Below are 15,307 nucleotides of genomic sequence, written 5' to 3' on the forward strand. Positions count from 1 at the left end.
CAACCTAGCCTTCGAGTTCGCCTTCGGTCTCGAGAAGCACTTGACGCAGGCCGTCGAGGGTGGCCTGCTCCGGTTGTGCCCACATCCCGCGGCCCGCGGCTTCGAGCAGGCGTTCCGCCATGCCATGCAGCGCCCACGGATTCGACTCGGCCATGAATTTGCGGTTCTCGTCATCGAGTACGTACTCCGCCGAGAGTCGTTCGTACATCCAGTCGGCCATCACGCCTGCGGTGGCGTCGTAGCCGAACAAGTAGTCGACCGTGGCGGCCATTTCGAAGGCGCCCTTGTAGCCGTGCCGCCGCATCGCAGTCATCCAGCGCGGATTGACGACGCGGGCCCGGAACACGCGGGTCGTCTCCTCCGACAGCGTCCGGGTGCGCACCGCGTCGGGCCGGGTGTTGTCGCCGATGTACGCGGCAGGCGACTTGCCCGTCAGCGCCCGCACGGTGGCCACCATGCCGCCGTGGTACTGGAAGTAGTCATCGGAGTCGGCGATGTCGTGCTCGCGGGTGTCGGTGTTCTTGGCGGCCACCGCGATCCGGCGATACTGCCGGTTCATGTCGTCGGCGGCGGGTGCGCCATCGAGACCGCGGCCGTAGGCGAAACCGCCCCACGCGGTGTAAACCTGCGCCAGGTCGGCGTCGTCGCGCCAGTTGCGGCTGTCGATCAACTGCAATAGACCCGCGCCATAGGTGCCCGGCTTGGAACCGAAAATCCGTGTGGTGGAACGGCGTTGGTCGCCATGCTCGGCAAGGTCGGCCTTCGAATGCGCGCGGACGTAGTTGTCGTCAGCGGACTCGTCGAGGCCGGCGACGAGCTGCACAGCGTCGTCCAACATGGTGACCACATGTGGGAACGCATCCCGGAAGAAGCCCGAAATGCGCACGGTCACGTCGACGCGGGGCCTACCGAGTTCGGCCAGCGACATCGGCTCCAGGTTCACGACGCGTCGCGATGCGTCGTCCCACACGGGCCTGACCCCCAGCAGCGCAAGCACTTCGGCGATGTCGTCGCCTGCGGTGCGCATCGCCGAGGTGCCCCACACCGACAGCCCGACGGACTGCGGCCAGCGCCCGTAGTCGTCGCGGTACCGGGCGAGCAGCGAATCGGCCATCGCCACACCAGTTTCCCAAGCCAGCCGCGACGGCACCGCCTTCGGGTCGACGGAGTAGAAGTTGCGGCCCGTCGGCAGCACGTTGACCAGACCGCGCAGCGGTGAGCCCGACGGGCCCGACTCGATGAACCTGCCATCGAGCGCCCGCAGGATCTGGTCGATCTCGCCGGCGGTACCGGCCAGACGCGGCACCACCTCTGTGGCGGCGAACCGCAGGATGTGGGCGACGGCGGGATCCTCGGTGATGGTGTCGACAGCCGTTGCGTCCCAACCGGTTTTCTGCAGCGCGGCGACCAGTTCGCGCGCGGCCGCCTCGGCGGCGTCCACCGCTGTGCGCTCGTCGTTGCCGTCCTCGGCCAGCCCGAGCGCCTGACGCAACCCCGGCACGGTCTGGTCACCACCGAACAGCTGCCGGGCCCGCAGGATGGCCAGCACAAGATCGAGTTCGACGTCGCCGGTGGGCTTTTCGCCAAGGACATGCAGTCCGTCGCGGATTTGCACGTCCTTGATCTCACAGAGCCAGCCGTCGACATGCAGCAGCATGTCGTCGAATGAGTCGTCTTCGGGGCGCTCGTCCAGACCGAGATCGTGGTCCATCTTCGCCGCGCGCATCAGCGTCCAGATCTGTTGGCGGATGGCGGGTAACTTGTTGGGGTCCAGCGCCGCGATCGTCGCGTGTTCGTCCAGCAACTGCTCCAATCGCGCGATGTCGCCGTATGTTTCGGCACGGGCCATCGGCGGAATGAGATGGTCGACCAGCGTGGCGTGCGCGCGTCGCTTGGCCTGCGTGCCCTCGCCGGGGTCGTTGACCAGGAACGGGTAGATCAGCGGAAGGTCACCCAATGCAGCGTCGGTGCCGCACGCCGCTGACATGCCAAGAGTCTTGCCCGGCAGCCACTCCAGGTTGCCGTGTTTGCCGAGGTGCACGACGGCATCGGCACCGAACTCTTTGGCAATCCAGTGGTAGGCGGCCAGATAGTGGTGACTTGGCGGCAGATCGGGATCGTGGTAAATGGCAACAGGGTTCTCGCCGAATCCCCGCGGCGGCTGGACTATGAGCACGATGTTGCCCGCTTGCAGGGCGGCAATCACGATGTCACCGTCGGGGCTCTGTGTTCTGTCGACGAACAGCTCGCCGGGCGGCGGCCCCCAATGCTGCACCACAGCATCGGTGAGCTCGGTGGGCAGCGTGGTGAACCAGTCGTGATAGTTCTTGGCCGACAACCGGATCGGATTGCCGGTCAGCTGTCCGTCGGTGAGCCAGTCCGGGTCCTGGCCGCCCCGTGCGATCAGCTCGTGCACCAATGCGTCACCGTCTTGGGCGTCGACGCCGGGAATGTCGCCGATCGCATACCCGGCGCCGCGCATGGCCCGTAGCAGCGCCACGGCACTGGCCGGCGTGTCCAGTCCGACGGCGTTTCCGATTCGGGCGTGTTTCGTCGGGTAGGCCGAGAACACCAGTGCAACGCGCTTCTGCGGGGCTGGAATCGCCCGCAGCCGCGCATGTTTGACGGCCAGGCCGGCAACCCGCGCACAGCGTTCCGGGTCGGCGACGTAGGAGATCAACCCCTCGTCGTCAATCTCCTTGAACGAGAACGGAACCGTGATGATGCGGCCGTCGAATTCGGGCACGGCGACCTGAGTGGCGACGTCGAGAGGGGACATACCGTCGTCGTTGTCGTGCCACTGCGTGCGGGAACTCGTCAGGCATAGGCCCTGCAGGATCGGGATGTCCAGCGCGGCGAGGTGCGCGACGTTCCAGCTGTCGTCATTGCCACCCGCGGTGACCGCAGCCGGCGTCGCACCACCTGCGGCCAGCACGGTGCTCACCATCGCGTCGACGGTGCCGAGTAGGTCAAGCATCGCGGCGTCGGCCGTCCGCAGCGACGCACAGAACACGGGTAGGGGTCGACCGCCGGCATGCTCGATGGCTTGGCACAACGCCTCGATATAGCCGGTATTGCCCGCCAGATGCTGGGCGCGGTAGTAGAGCACCGCGATGATCGGGCCGTTCGTGTCGCGGGTTGCACGGTCAAGGATGCCCCAGCTCGGGGTGGTTTCCGGAGGCGCGAACCCGAAGCCCGTCATCAGCAAGGTGTCGCATAGAAACGCGTACAACTGGCGCAGGTTCGACACTCCACCTTGGGCGAGATAGATGTGGGATTGCAGCGCGACGCCCGCTGGCGTCGTGGAATGGCCCATCAGATCGGCATCCGGCGATTGCTCACCGCTGACGACGACGGTCGGCACGGTGCTTGCCACCGCGGCGTCGATGCCGTCCTGCCAGGCGCGGTATCCGCCGAGGATGCGTACGACGGCGATGTCGGCACCGTCGAGCAGCTCTTCGAGTTCGCCGTCAACCAGCCTCGACGGGTTGGCCCACCGGTAGTTCGCGCCGCTCGCGCGGGCGCTGATCAGGTCGGAGTCCGACGTCGACAGCAGGAGGATAGTGGGTTTTGGGTGGGACGCCGGAAGAGTGTCGAGCACCCACCATTCGTACCGCACCGCCCCCGCATGCGGGCGGTCGGTAGCTCAGCTGTCGTTGCCCCAGCGGCCGTGCCATGTCTGCGGGTATGGCAAGCCGAGGCCGGCGATGAGGACCAGCAGGAGTACGCCGAATGCGATTAGTGCGAACATCGTCGTTCCTTCCGTGACATTCGGTTACTACACACGCGTGCAGTAATCCGGAAACTTACGGGCCTACCAGCCGGTAACGAACGATGTGTGTGCCATGGATCACCAGGGTCGACGGTGTGGCGGTGGTCACATCCGGCTTCGAATCGCGGCCATTTTAACCGTGTTCGATGGCGCGCCGCCGGCGCACGATTCGGCGCATGGCTGAACTCCTCAACGTGGTGAAACTCGGGGCCAACATCGGTGCCCGCATTGACGGTGTCCGACTGGCGGGCGATCTGGACTCCCAGACCGTCGCAGCGATCAACGATGCGCTGCTGAAGCACAAGGTGATCTTCTTCCGCGACCAGCGCGACTTGGATGACGACGGCCAGCTTGCGTTTGCCAACAAGTTGGGCACACCCACCACCGCGCATCCGACACTCTCGGAGGGCGAAACGGTGCTGCCGATCGACTCGCGCTACGACAAGGCCAACAGCTGGCACACTGATGTCACGTTCGTCGACCGAATTCCGAAAGCGTCTCTGCTGCGGGCAGTTTCACTGCCGAGTTATGGCGGGACCACGACGTGGGCGTCCACCGAGGCGGCGTATGACCAGTTGCCCGCACCGCTGCGCGTGCTCACTGAAAACCTATGGGCAGTGCACACCAATCAGTACGACTATGTCCGCGAATACGCCGACCGGCACGACGCGCTGACGGACACGGTGCGCGAGTACCGGGAGGAGTTCGTGCGCGAGTACTACGAAACCGAACATCCGGTAGTGCGAATACATCCCGAAACCGGCAACCGGGTCCTGCTGCTCGGCCACTTCATCAAACAATTCGTCGGCCTCGGGTCCGGTGAGTCGGCGACGTTGTTCAATCTACTGCAGGCACGAGTTACCAAGCTGGAGAACACGATTCGGTGGAACTGGCTTCCAGGCGATCTGGCCATCTGGGACAATCGTGCCACCCAGCATTATGCCGTTGCGGACTACGACGACCAGTACCGGCGGCTCAGCCGCGTCACGCTGGCCGGGGACATCCCGGTGGATATCCACGGCCGGCGCAGTCGCGCCATTGTCGGTGACGCCTCGCAGTATTCGGAAGTGGTCAGTCCCATCGCGCTGGCCAGCTGACCTACAGCCGATCCATTTCGCGCGACAGCAGCGCCGTCTCGAGCCACACGTGCCGCTTTGGGTAAACCGGCTTCGGCGGCCTGGCTGCACTCGCGAACCAGCTGCCGACGGCGGAAGCCAAGGCGCGCGCGGATTCGGTGAACCCACGGGTCTTCGCCGGCGGTGGTGCCACTGCCGCAGCGGTGCTGAAGAGCACCTGCTGTTCGGTGATCAGCGTGTGTGCCCCGGTCGAGGTCTGCGGCGAGGCGACCAAGGTCTCGCGGCTCTCATCGAGCTGGGGCTGATATGTCGGTGCGATGTCAGTCATTTCGGTTGCTCCCACCCTGTGTTTTCTGATGCCCGGCTGAGCCGGAAACCTCATGGATGAAAAATTAACGCTGGCGGCGGCAGGTCTCACGAGTAGACGAGTACCTGATTATTTGGCTAATTCGCGATCTCATACCTAGCGGCCCAACCGAGTTCATGTGCCACGGCTAAGCATCGGCGTTGACGTGGGTGTAAAGCGAAACCCCGCCGAGAGGCCCAGGCGCCGCGCTGTGACTACGTCTGTGTCAGCAACCCTCGACGGGTTTCCCGCCATCGGTCAGAGCCTCAGCATCTCCCGCGCCATGCAGGAGTCCTCGAGAAAAAAGTTGCGCGACGGATAGTGGCGCCGCTTCGGTTGCCTTTCGCCGCTGGACTTCACGGACGCCGCCGTCATGAAAGCCCGCAACGCCTGGGCCCAGCGTGGACGGGTCCGCGCCGGCTGCAATGGCACAGCGGCTGCGGTGGCGAACAGCACCTGCTGCTCGGTGATCAGGACCGGCGTGCGCGACGGTGCCTTCACGGCTGGGGGCCGTTGGGCATCGTCCGGTGGTGCGCCGAAAGGTGCGAGCACTTCAGTCATTTCAATTTCCCCCTGTGTCGGTTGCGCCCGGACCGAGTGGATCCGAATGCTCGATGGGAGAAATTCTCAGCCGGTCGTTAGCGACCCTCACGAGTATCCAACTACCTGTTTATCGCGTCCACTACCTACTCGTTCCATTCTGGCAAAGCTCTTTGGTGGCTTTTCTAGGCATGAGAGTCATTGCAGCAATATCGCCCGACGCATTGTCGCCGAGGCCACCAGCGCGCCGTACCGTGATCTGATGGCCAGAATCCGCGATCGTGACGCGTGCCCGGGCGCGCTGCAACTGCACCAGGCGGCAGACGGAGCGCTGGCACGGGTGCGGCTACCTGGCGGTGTGATCTCGCCCGGTCAGTTGGAGGCGCTCGCCCGCGCCGCGGCGGAATTCGGATCACCTGCCATGGAACTCACCTCACGCGGCAACATCCAACTGCGGGCGATCACGGACACGACGGCGGTCGCCGAAATCGCCGCCGCCGCAGGCCTGTTGCCTTCGCAAACGCATGAGCGGGTTCGCAATATCGTCGCCTCCCCTCTGTCCGGTCGTGTCGGAGGCAGGACTGACATCCGCGGCCTGGTCACCGAACTGGACGAGACAATTCGGTCCGAGCCCGCGCTGGCGGAGCTGCCGGGCCGATTCCTGTTCGGAGTCGACGACGGCCGCGCCGACATCTCGGGGCTGGCCGCCGATGCGGGCGCGCATTTCCTCGACGAGACCACCGCCGCGCTGCTGCTGGCCGGCCGCGATACCGGCGTACGGCTGGACCGACCCGACGTCGTGCCGGCGCTGATCACCGTGGCGACGCGATTCGCCGCCACCCGCGGAAAGGCTTGGCGGGTAGCCGAACTGACCGATACCGCACTGCTGCTGGGGCACTTCACGCCCAGCGCGGAACCCGGTACTACGTGGCCACCGGCGGGAAGGCCGCCCGTTGGCTGGCTGGCGCAGGACGATGGCCGCGTCGCACTGGGCGCGGCCGTGCCGCTGGGCGTGCTGCAGGCCAGGGTCGCCGAGTTCCTCGCCGCCATCGGTGCGCCGTTGGCAATCACGCCGTGGCGCTCAGTGCTGGTCTTCGACCTCGATGAAGGTGTCGCGGACACTGCGTTGCGCGTCTTGGCGCCGATGGATCTGGTGTTCGACGAAACCTCCCCATGGCTGTCGATCAGCGCGTGCACGGGTAGCCCCGGCTGCGAACATTCGGCGGCCGACGTGCGCGCAGACGCCACTGCCGCCCTCGATGCCCCTGCCGACGGCCACCGGCACTTTGTCGGCTGTGATCGCGCCTGCGGAAGCCCGCCAGTCGGTCAGATACTGGTCGCCACCGGTGACGGATATCAGCCCCGCACGCGGTCGTAGTGCCGACGAGCGCGGTCGCGGTTACCGCAGTCGGCGGCGCTGCACCATCGCCGGTTCTGCCGGTGGCTGCTGTCCAGAAACAGCCAGCCACAGGCGGCGTCGTCGCATGCCTTGACGCGGTCGCACCGGATCTCGGTGATAAGGTCGACGGCCGCGACGGCCAGTCGGTCGACCGGGGTGAACACCGACCTCGTCCGGTCCATCCATGCAACGCGGCCGTCGACGGGACGAAGTTCCCTGTGCTGCACAGCAGTTCGGTACTCTACACCGATTGTCGCCAACGCTGCCGAACCACCGTCGGTCCACAGCGCATGCAGCGCCTCTCGTAGCCGCTTGGCACGTGCGACTGCACGCTCGGCCGAGTCCTTGTCCGAGCGCGCGGCACGCATGACGTCACTCGCCTCCGTAGCGGAAACCACTCCGGCATGCCGACACCAGGCCACCACATCGGAGTAGTCGACGAGATTGTCGATGCGGCGTGCGTCGTCGCCTCGCCACGCGACCGTGTTGACGAGGTCAATCGCCGGGTGTCCCCCGCGCAAATCGAGCCGATCGGCGGTGGTCATGCTTTCAATTCTAACAGTACAAACGATGTTTATCTGTTAGACATCATGGGAACGCGATTGGCAATGACGACAATCGATCGAACCCATACCGCATCGCTGGGGCTGGTGGCCGGTGCTATGAGCTTGTCGGCATCTGCGGTGCTTCTCGGGCTCGCGGCCACCACCCCGGCTACTGCATCTGCAGCCCGCTGCCTGTTCGCCCTACCGGTGGTGGCCGCGCTGGCCACCACCGAAAGAGGACGGCATGGTGCGCTCAGTAGGCGCGCCTGCGTCTGGGCTGGGTTGTGCGGCATGCTCTTTGCGGCCGACATGCTGTGGTGGACTCAGTCGATCCCCGAGGTCGGCGCCGGCCTTTCGACCGTGTTGGTGAATATTCAGGTCGCGCTGGTGCCACTTCTGGCGTGGCTGATCGATGGCGAACGCGTCGGGGTGCGATTCCTCTGGGCGCTGCCGGTCATTCTGATCGGCGTGCTGCTGGCAGGCGGCGTCTTCGAACACGGCGTGATGGGCACCAATCCGACCGCGGGCACAGTACATGCGATTGCCGCCGCGCTCTGCTACTCTGGCTTCCTGTTCCTGCTGCGTCGCGGCGGTCAGGGCGGCCAGCCGATGCAGACCTATGCCGTCGTGCTGGCGTCGGCGGCAGCGGTCGCGATTTCGGTGGGGCTCGTAGGCCACGACCTCGACGTCACTCCCGGGTGGTCCACCGCGGGCTGGCTGACACTGGTCACCATCACCGGCCAATTGCTCGGCTGGCTGTTGGTGGCCCTCTACACGCCGAAGCTGCGCAGCGAGGTCAGCTCGGCGCTGCTGATGCTGATGCCGATCGGAGCCATCGTCCTCGGTGCGCTGGTGCTCGGGGAGCGGCCCACACTTCTGCAGCTGGCAGGCTGCGTGCTGGTGCTGGTCGCGAGCTACGCCGGAACGGTCCGCCGCTAGTGTGAGCGGGTGCTCGACTACATCCGCGACGCCGCCGAAATCTATCGGCAGTCGTTCGCGACGATCCGCGCCGAGGCGGACCTGTCGCGGTTTCCCGACGACGTTGCGCGCGTGGTGGTGCGGCTGATCCACACCTGCGGGCAGGTCGACGTCGCCGAACACGTCGCGTTCAGCGATGACGTCGTCTCCAAGACCCATGCCGCGCTGGCCGCGGGCGCACCGATCTTGTGCGATTCGTCGATGGTGGCCGCGGGCATCACGAAATCACGGCTGCCAGCCGACAACGAGGTGGTGTCGCTGGTGGCCGACGCCCGAGCGCCCGAGCTGGCCGGCCGCACCGGCACCACGCGGTCGGCGGCAGCCGTCGACCTATGGGCCGACCGGCTCGGCGGCGCGGTAGTGGCCATCGGCAACGCGCCGACCGCGCTGTTCCGCCTGCTCGAACTCGTCGACGACGGCGCGCCCACGCCCGCCGCGGTGTTGGGCGGACCCGTCGGGTTCGTCGGCTCAGCGCAATCGAAGCAGGAGTTGATCGATCGCCCCCGCGGCATGGCGTATCTGGTGGTCCAGGGCCGCCGAGGTGGCAGCGCGATGGCCGCCGCCGCCGTCAACGCGATGGCGAGTGAGCGCGAATGAGCACCCGAAGACGACCGGATCGCAGCGAGGAACGAGCGAGGACCGGAGCGACCGGGAGTCGAGGAATGAGCCGGGGCACGCTCTGGGGAGTGGGCCTTGGGCCCGGTGACCCCGAGCTCGTGACCGTCAAGGCGGCCAGGGTGATCAGCGAGGCCGACGTCGTCGCCTACCACAGCGCCCGGCACGGCCGCAGCATCGCCCGCGGTATCGCCGAACCGTACCTTCAGCCCGGGCAGATCGAGGAACACCTCGTCTACCCCGTCACCACCGAGACCACCGACCACCCCGGGGGCTACGCCGGCGCGATGGAGGACTTCTACCGCGAATCCGCCGACCGGATCGCCGCCCATCTGGAGGCCGGCCGCAATGTGGCCCTGCTCGCCGAGGGCGATCCGCTGTTCTACAGCTCGTACATGCACATGCACACCCGGCTGACGGAGCGGTTCGACGCCGTGATCGTTCCTGGCGTGACGTCGGTCAGCGCGGCTTCGGCGGCGACGGGCAGGCCGCTGGTCCAGGGTGACGAGGTGCTGACGATCCTGCCCGGCACGCTGCCGGTCGATGAACTCAAGCGCAGGCTCGCCGACACCGACGCCGCCGTCGTACTCAAGTTGGGCCGATCGTATCCCGCTGTGCGAGAAGCACTTTCGTCAGCCGGACGACTGGACAAGGCGTTCTACGTGGAACGGGCCAGCACGCCGGAGCAGCGCGTGCTGGCGGCCGGTGAGGTTGACGACGACACGGTGCCGTACTTCTCCTTGGCGATGCTGCCCGGCGCCGCGGCGGCGGATGCACCCACGGGCAGCGTCGCCGTGGTGGGCCTCGGCCCGGGCGACACCGCCTGGATGACGCCGCAGAGTCGCCGCGAATTGGCCGCAGCCACCGACCTGATCGGTTATGGCCCCTACCTCGACCGGGTCGGCACCCGCGACGGGCAACACCGGCACCCCAGCGACAACACCGACGAGCCCGCGCGCGCCCGGCTGGCCTGCACACTTGCGCAGCAAGGCCACGCGGTCGCGGTGGTGTCCTCCGGCGATCCCGGCGTGTTCGCGATGGCGACGGCGGTGCTGGAGGAAGCCAAGCAATGGCCCGGGGTGGCCGTGCGGGTGATTCCCGCGATGACGGCCGCACAGGCCGTCGCGAGCCGGGTCGGCGCCCCGCTGGGCCACGACTATGCGGTCATCTCGCTGTCCGATCGGCTCAAGCCGTGGGAGGTCATCGAGCAGCGGCTGACCGCGGCCGCGCAGGCCGACCTGGTGCTGGCGATCTACAACCCCGCGTCCAAGACCCGCACGTGGCAGGTCGGGGCGATGCGTGATCTGCTGTTGGCCCATCGCGATTGCAGCACTCCGGTGGTGATCGGCCGCGACGTGTCGGGACCGCGCGAAGAGGTCAGGGTGGTCAGGCTCGCCGATCTCGACCCCGCCGATGTCGACATGCGCTGCCTGCTGATCATCGGGTCGTCGCAGACGCAGTGGTACTCAGACGAAGCCGGGGACAGGGTCTTCACGCCGCGCCGCTACCCCGAGTTCTGATATCGCCGAAACTGGCGCAGTGCTAACGTCCGCCACGTGACTCCTGGCATTCCACGCACACCGGAAAATGTAACGCCGGCTTGGCTCGGATCGGTCCTTGGCGCCGAGGTCCGCTATGTCGGCGTCACGCCCATCGGCACCGGCCAGACCGGCGCGACGTATCGGGTGTCCGCGACATATGCGGCCGACGTTGACCTGCCGGACACATTCGCGGTCAAGCTGCCTGCCACCGACGATACGGTCCGCGAGCGCGTCGCACTCGGCTACCGCTCCGAGGTCGAGTTCTACACCGACGTCGCCGAGCACATGAGCGTCCCGGTGCCGGGGTGCTACTTCAGCGACATCAGCGACAGCGGAGCCGATTTCGTGCTGGTGCTCGCCGATATGGCGCCTGCCGTACAGGGCGATCAGATCGCTGGCTGCACACCGGAGGAAGCACAACTGGCGGTGGACGCCATCGCCGGGTTGCACGGCCCGAGTTGGTGCGATCCGACTTGGCTTGGGCTGGCGTCGATCTCGATGCCGAAACCGGGCGACGAAGCAGCAGCGAAAGGCCTCGGCGATGTATCGGTGATGGCCGCCGACATCACCATCGAGAAGCTCGGTCCGCGCATGAGCACCGAGGATTGCGAAACCCTGCGCGCTGCGATGGGATTGGTGACGCCGTGGCTGTTGGCCGAGCCGGACCGGTTCTCGCTGATGCACGGTGACTACCGGCTCGACAATCTGCTGTTCGACCCGGATCGCACGCGCATCACGGTGGTCGACTGGCAGACCATGGGGGTCGGCCTGCCGACGCGGGACCTGGCGTACTTCACCGCGACCAGCCTCGCACCCGAGATGCGAGCGGAGATCGAGCGGGACTTGGTTAGCCGGTATCACGACGCGCTGTCGGGGTACGGCGTGACGGGTTACGACGCCGAGACATGTTGGCGCGACTACCGTCTCGGCGTGGTGCAGGCGCCGTTGATCAGCGCGCTCGGCTTTGCGTTCGCGGCGTCCACCGAACGCGGCGACGAGATGATGCTGACGATGTTCCACCGTGGCTGCCGGGCGATCCGCGAGCTGGAGACGTTGGAGCTGATCAACAGCTACTGACCCAGTCGACGGCGTCGTCGACGGTGCTCACCGTCGTCACCCCCGCAGGCAACGGCGGACGGTCCACCATCACCACCGCGACACCGAGCGCCGAGGCCGCATCCAGTTTCGGTCGGGTCATTGCTCCCCCGCTGTTCTTGGTCACCAACGCATCAACGCGGTGCTCACGCAGCAGGGCGAGCTCGTCGTCATAGCGATACGGACCACGTGACAACACGAGTTGGTGACGACGGGGCAAGGCATCGGCATCCGGGGCGGTGACCGCACGGATCAGGAACCACGCGTCGACATCGACGAAGGCCGCCGTGCCGGACCGCCCCGTGGTCAGAAACACCCGCGAAAAGTGCTCGGTGGCAACAGTTTTTGCCGCATCTGCATCGGAGTGTACGACGATCGCATCACCGGGATCCCAGGGGGGCCGGGCCAGCACGAGATGCGGCAGGCCCACCGCGTCGCAGGCGGCCGCGGCGTTGGCAGTGATGGTGGCGGCATACGGATGCGTGGCGTCGACCACAACGTCGACACCGGTCTCGGACAACCACTGCCGCAGTCCCTCGACACCACCGAAGCCACCGATGCGCACCTCACCCACCGGCAGTGCGGGATCCGGGACCCGGCCTGCCAGCGAGCTGATCAGGTCGACGTCGGGATGCAGGCGCGCGGCAAGCGCGCGAGCCTCGGACGTGCCGCCGAGCAGCAGCACCCGCATCAGTGTCGCCCTCGCCGCACCCGACTCGACGAGTAGAGGTAGCTATCCGAAAAGCCGTCGGCAGCAAGCACATCCCCAACCACGATGACCGCGGTGCGGGTGACGCCTGCCGCCTTCGTCTCGTCGGCGAGGTCGGCGAGCGTGCACCGCAAAACCGTCTCCTGCGGCCAGGAGGCGAATGCCACTACAGCGCACGGGGTTTTTGGCCGATACCCGCCCGCGAGCAGTTCCGGAACGATCGCGTCGATCTGAGCGGCGGCCAGATGCAGCACCAGCGTGGAGCCTGACGCCGAGAGCGTTCGCAGGTCCTCTCCCGGCGGCATCGCCGTCGACAGCGTCGCCACCCGCGTCAGCGTCACCGTCTGCGCGACGCCGGGCACCGTGAGTTCGCGGCCTAACACCGCAGCGGCGGCGGCAAACGCCGGTACGCCAGGGACGATTTCGTAATCGACGCCGAGCGCGTCGAGCCGACGGCATTGCTCGGCGAGCGCGCTGTAAATCGACGGATCGCCCGAATGCAGCCGCGCGACGTCGCGGCCCGCGGCGTGCGCATCGGCCAGTTCGGTGATGATCTGGTCGAGCGTCAGCGGGCCGGTGTCGATCACACGTGCGTCCGGCGGACACATCGCCAGCAGATCGTCGGGCATGATCGAGCCCGCGTAGAGGCAGACCGGGCAGCGACTCAGCAACCGCTGACCGCGCACGGTGATCAGATCGGCTGCGCCGGGCCCGGCCCCGATGAAGTAGACGGTCATGGCTTGGTCACCGACCACTGTGTTACGGGCAACGCGGGCCGCCAGCCGGTGAAGCCGCCGACCGGCTCGCCGCGGTAGTGCTGGAACCGCCGAAGCACGCCGCCCAAGCGGGAATACCATTGGGCGAGAATGGCTTCGGATTCTGCGGTGACGGCGTTGGCGACCAGCCGTCCGCCCGCCGGTAGTCGGTCGTAGCAGGCGTCGAGCAGCCCCGGTTGGGTCACACCACCGCCGATGAAGATCGCCGACGGCCGCGGCAATTCGTCGACACCACGGTCGCTCAACACGGCTTCGTCAAATGCCGCAGGCGCCTCACCGCGTACGTCGACAACGACTCCGTGCCTCAAGCAATTCTCGGTGATGCGCTGCCGGCGATGCTCGTCGCGTTCGAATGCGACTGCTCGACAACCGCTCCCGCTGCGACACCATTCGATCGCGATGCTGCCCGACCCCGCGCCGACGTCCCACAGCCGCTCGCCCTTCTGCGGTGCCAGCGCGGCGAGGGTGACCGCCCGCATCGATTGTTTGGTGATCTGGCCGTCGTGCGCATACGCATCGTCGGGCAGCACCGACAGCCGAGTGTCATCGGGCAGGTAGCGCACGGCAACCACGTTGAGGTCATCGACATCGTCGGGTGGACTTGCGGCCCACTGTCCGGCGGTCGCGTCGCGGCGGCGCTCGGTCGGTCCGCCGAGTTGCTCGAAAACCGTCAGTTGAGAGTCAGCGCGCCCGCCGTCGGTGAGCAACCGGGCCAACAAGCCCGGGCCATCGCCGTCGCGGCAGAGGACGATCGCGTGCCCGCTGGGCCGTACTGCCGCGGGCAGATCGGCTGTCATCAGGCTGATCACCTCGGTTTCCTGGACCGCCCAGCCGAGCCGCGCACATGCCAATGACACCGATGACACGTGCGGCAGCACCGTCACCTTGTCCGCGCCGAGGAGCCGGATCAGCAGGCGGCCGACTCCGTGCAGCATCGGGTCTCCGCTGGCGACAACATGTACATCGCCCTCGATGCTGCCGAGCGTCTCCACCATGCCGAGCATCGGCGATGACCACTGTCTGCGCTCCGCTGCGACGGTGTCGTCGAGCAGGTCGAGTTGGCGATGAGAGCCGTAAACGATTGTCGCCCTGCGCAATTCAGCGGCTGATGTCGGCGAAAGGCCCGCCATGCCGTCCGCGCCGATTCCAACGACCACGATCACCGGGGCATCCTCCGCCAGATGAATCGCGGCGTCATCCGGAACGCGAACGCGAGCAGCCCCAGAGGCGCGGGCACCCACACCGTGGACCGGCCCTTGCGCAACGCGTGTGCCGCCGCGGTCGCGACTTGGGCGGGTGTGCGGGAGAACGGCGCGGGAGTCATGCCCTCGGTCATCCGTCCAATCACAAACCCGGGCCGCACGACCAGTAGATGAACGCCCGTGCCGTGCAGGGCGTCGGCAAGGCCGCTGCAGAAGCCGTCGAGGCCGAGCTTCGCCGAGCCGTAGACATAGTTGGCGCGGCGCACGCGCGAACCCGCGATCGATGAGAACGCGACGATGCGGCCCGATCCCTGAGCCTGCATCGTGTTCGCAAGCACGGTCAGCAGGCTGACCTGGGCGAGGTAGTCGGTGTGCACGATCGCGGCCGCGTGCGCGGAATCCTTCTCCGCGCGCGCCTGGTCGCCGAGGATGCCGAACGCCAGCACCGCGGTGCCGAACGGCCCGAACTCAGCGACGATGGCTTCAACCAACGGCGCGTGTGACGCAAGGTCATCGGCATCGAATTCCCGCACGTGCACCGCAGCGGCGCCGGCGGCCCGCACGGCCGCGACCTCGTCGTCGAGCTTGTCGGCGCGACGGGCCGCCAGCAACACGGTCGCGCCAGGTGCCAGCCGCAGGGCCAGCTCGAGCCCGATCTCGCTGCGGCCACCGAAAATCACGACCAGGCCGGCGTCCGTGTCCTTCACGGCCCT

14 protein-coding genes are annotated in these 15,307 nt (G+C 67.0%); 6 read left to right on the forward strand and 8 right to left on the reverse strand.

Annotated elements, in window-relative coordinates; all coding sequences use genetic code 11:
* Positions 1-4 precede the first annotated feature (4 nt).
* A complete protein-coding gene (cobN, locus tag MYCSM_RS17840; RefSeq protein ID WP_041314310.1) occupies positions 5-3,601 on the reverse strand; it encodes a cobaltochelatase subunit CobN in 3,597 nt (1,198 codons plus the stop codon).
* 347 nt (positions 3,602-3,948) lie between these two features.
* On the opposite strand from cobN, the gene MYCSM_RS17845 reads away from it, so the two are divergent.
* Positions 3,949-4,869, forward strand: a complete 921-nt coding sequence (locus MYCSM_RS17845) for a TauD/TfdA dioxygenase family protein (protein ID WP_015307560.1) — start codon at positions 3,949-3,951, stop codon at positions 4,867-4,869.
* 1 nt (position 4,870) lies between these two features.
* On the opposite strand, the gene MYCSM_RS17850 is transcribed toward MYCSM_RS17845, so the two are convergent.
* Positions 4,871-5,176 carry a hypothetical protein gene (locus tag MYCSM_RS17850; protein WP_015307561.1) on the reverse strand — a complete coding sequence of 102 codons (306 nt, stop codon included), beginning with the start codon at positions 5,174-5,176 and terminating at the stop codon, positions 4,871-4,873.
* A 276-nt stretch (positions 5,177-5,452) separates the two neighbouring features.
* Positions 5,453-5,755, reverse strand: coding sequence for a hypothetical protein (locus tag MYCSM_RS17855; RefSeq protein ID WP_015307562.1), 303 nt, complete (start codon positions 5,753-5,755; stop codon positions 5,453-5,455).
* Positions 5,756-5,996: 241 nt separating this feature from the next.
* Here MYCSM_RS17855 and cobG point away from each other — a divergent pair, with 241 nt between their 5' ends.
* Complete coding sequence (gene cobG / locus MYCSM_RS17860; RefSeq protein WP_015307563.1) at positions 5,997-7,112, forward strand: precorrin-3B synthase; 1,116 nt, start codon at positions 5,997-5,999, stop codon at positions 7,110-7,112.
* Here cobG and MYCSM_RS17865 read toward each other — a convergent pair.
* On the reverse strand, positions 7,091-7,678 hold the full coding sequence (locus tag MYCSM_RS17865; protein WP_015307564.1) for a CGNR zinc finger domain-containing protein: 588 nt from the start codon (positions 7,676-7,678) through the stop codon (positions 7,091-7,093). The genes cobG and MYCSM_RS17865 overlap by 22 nt on opposite strands.
* Before the next feature lie 63 nt (positions 7,679-7,741).
* Here MYCSM_RS17865 and MYCSM_RS17870 point away from each other — a divergent pair, with 63 nt between their 5' ends.
* From MYCSM_RS17870 to MYCSM_RS17885, 4 genes are all read left to right on the forward strand, one after another.
* On the forward strand, positions 7,742-8,617 hold the full coding sequence (locus MYCSM_RS17870; protein WP_015307565.1) for a DMT family transporter: 876 nt from the start codon (positions 7,742-7,744) through the stop codon (positions 8,615-8,617).
* Between the two features lie 9 nt (positions 8,618-8,626).
* The gene (locus tag MYCSM_RS17875; RefSeq protein ID WP_015307566.1) at positions 8,627-9,253 is read left to right on the forward strand and encodes a precorrin-8X methylmutase; all 627 of its coding nucleotides are present in this window, start codon (positions 8,627-8,629) and stop codon (positions 9,251-9,253) included.
* 65 nt (positions 9,254-9,318) lie between these two features.
* Entirely contained in the window at positions 9,319-10,791 is a 1,473-nt protein-coding gene (locus tag MYCSM_RS17880) for a precorrin-2 C(20)-methyltransferase (protein ID WP_015307567.1), read from the forward strand.
* Positions 10,792-10,827: 36 nt separating this feature from the next.
* Positions 10,828-11,889: a phosphotransferase family protein gene (locus MYCSM_RS17885; RefSeq protein WP_015307568.1), complete on the forward strand. Its 1,062-nt coding sequence runs from the start codon at positions 10,828-10,830 to the stop codon at positions 11,887-11,889.
* Here the strand turns inward: MYCSM_RS17885 and MYCSM_RS17890 are convergent.
* The 4 genes from MYCSM_RS17890 to MYCSM_RS17905 are packed head-to-tail and all read right to left on the reverse strand — an operon-like array spanning position 11,876 to position 15,301.
* Positions 11,876-12,598, reverse strand: a complete 723-nt coding sequence (locus MYCSM_RS17890; RefSeq protein WP_015307569.1) for a cobalt-precorrin-6A reductase — start codon at positions 12,596-12,598, stop codon at positions 11,876-11,878. The two genes, MYCSM_RS17885 and MYCSM_RS17890, sit on opposite strands and share 14 nt — an antisense overlap.
* Entirely contained in the window at positions 12,598-13,353 is a 756-nt protein-coding gene (cobM, locus tag MYCSM_RS17895; protein ID WP_015307570.1) for a precorrin-4 C(11)-methyltransferase, read from the reverse strand. The genes MYCSM_RS17890 and cobM overlap by 1 nt, the downstream gene beginning before the upstream one ends.
* On the reverse strand, positions 13,350-14,555 hold the full coding sequence (locus MYCSM_RS17900) for a bifunctional cobalt-precorrin-7 (C(5))-methyltransferase/cobalt-precorrin-6B (C(15))-methyltransferase (RefSeq protein ID WP_015307571.1): 1,206 nt from the start codon (positions 14,553-14,555) through the stop codon (positions 13,350-13,352). Before MYCSM_RS17900 ends, cobM begins: the two co-directional genes overlap by 4 nt.
* On the reverse strand, positions 14,552-15,301 hold the full coding sequence (locus MYCSM_RS17905; protein WP_015307572.1) for an SDR family NAD(P)-dependent oxidoreductase: 750 nt from the start codon (positions 15,299-15,301) through the stop codon (positions 14,552-14,554). Before MYCSM_RS17905 ends, MYCSM_RS17900 begins: the two co-directional genes overlap by 4 nt.
* Positions 15,302-15,307: the final 6 nt, after the last annotated feature.

The organism is Mycobacterium sp. JS623, from assembly GCF_000328565.1.
Lineage (GTDB): Bacteria > Actinomycetota > Actinomycetes > Mycobacteriales > Mycobacteriaceae > Mycobacterium.

Excerpts from the sequence above, each read along its gene's own strand:
- MYCSM_RS17845 (WP_015307560.1), top strand. The coding sequence starts at position 3,949 with ATGGCTGAACTCCTCAACGTGGTGAAACTCGGGGCCAACATCGGTGCC.
- MYCSM_RS17850 (WP_015307561.1), bottom strand. The coding sequence starts at position 5,176 with ATGACTGACATCGCACCGACATATCAGCCCCAGCTCGATGAGAGCCGC.
- MYCSM_RS17855 (WP_015307562.1), bottom strand. The coding sequence starts at position 5,755 with ATGACTGAAGTGCTCGCACCTTTCGGCGCACCACCGGACGATGCCCAA.
- cobG (WP_015307563.1), top strand. The coding sequence starts at position 5,997 with ATGGCCAGAATCCGCGATCGTGACGCGTGCCCGGGCGCGCTGCAACTG.
- MYCSM_RS17865 (WP_015307564.1), bottom strand. The coding sequence starts at position 7,678 with ATGACCACCGCCGATCGGCTCGATTTGCGCGGGGGACACCCGGCGATT.
- MYCSM_RS17870 (WP_015307565.1), top strand. The coding sequence starts at position 7,742 with ATGACGACAATCGATCGAACCCATACCGCATCGCTGGGGCTGGTGGCC.
- MYCSM_RS17880 (WP_015307567.1), top strand. The coding sequence starts at position 9,319 with ATGAGCCGGGGCACGCTCTGGGGAGTGGGCCTTGGGCCCGGTGACCCC.
- MYCSM_RS17890 (WP_015307569.1), bottom strand. The coding sequence starts at position 12,598 with ATGCGGGTGCTGCTGCTCGGCGGCACGTCCGAGGCTCGCGCGCTTGCC.
- cobM (WP_015307570.1), bottom strand. The coding sequence starts at position 13,353 with ATGACCGTCTACTTCATCGGGGCCGGGCCCGGCGCAGCCGATCTGATC.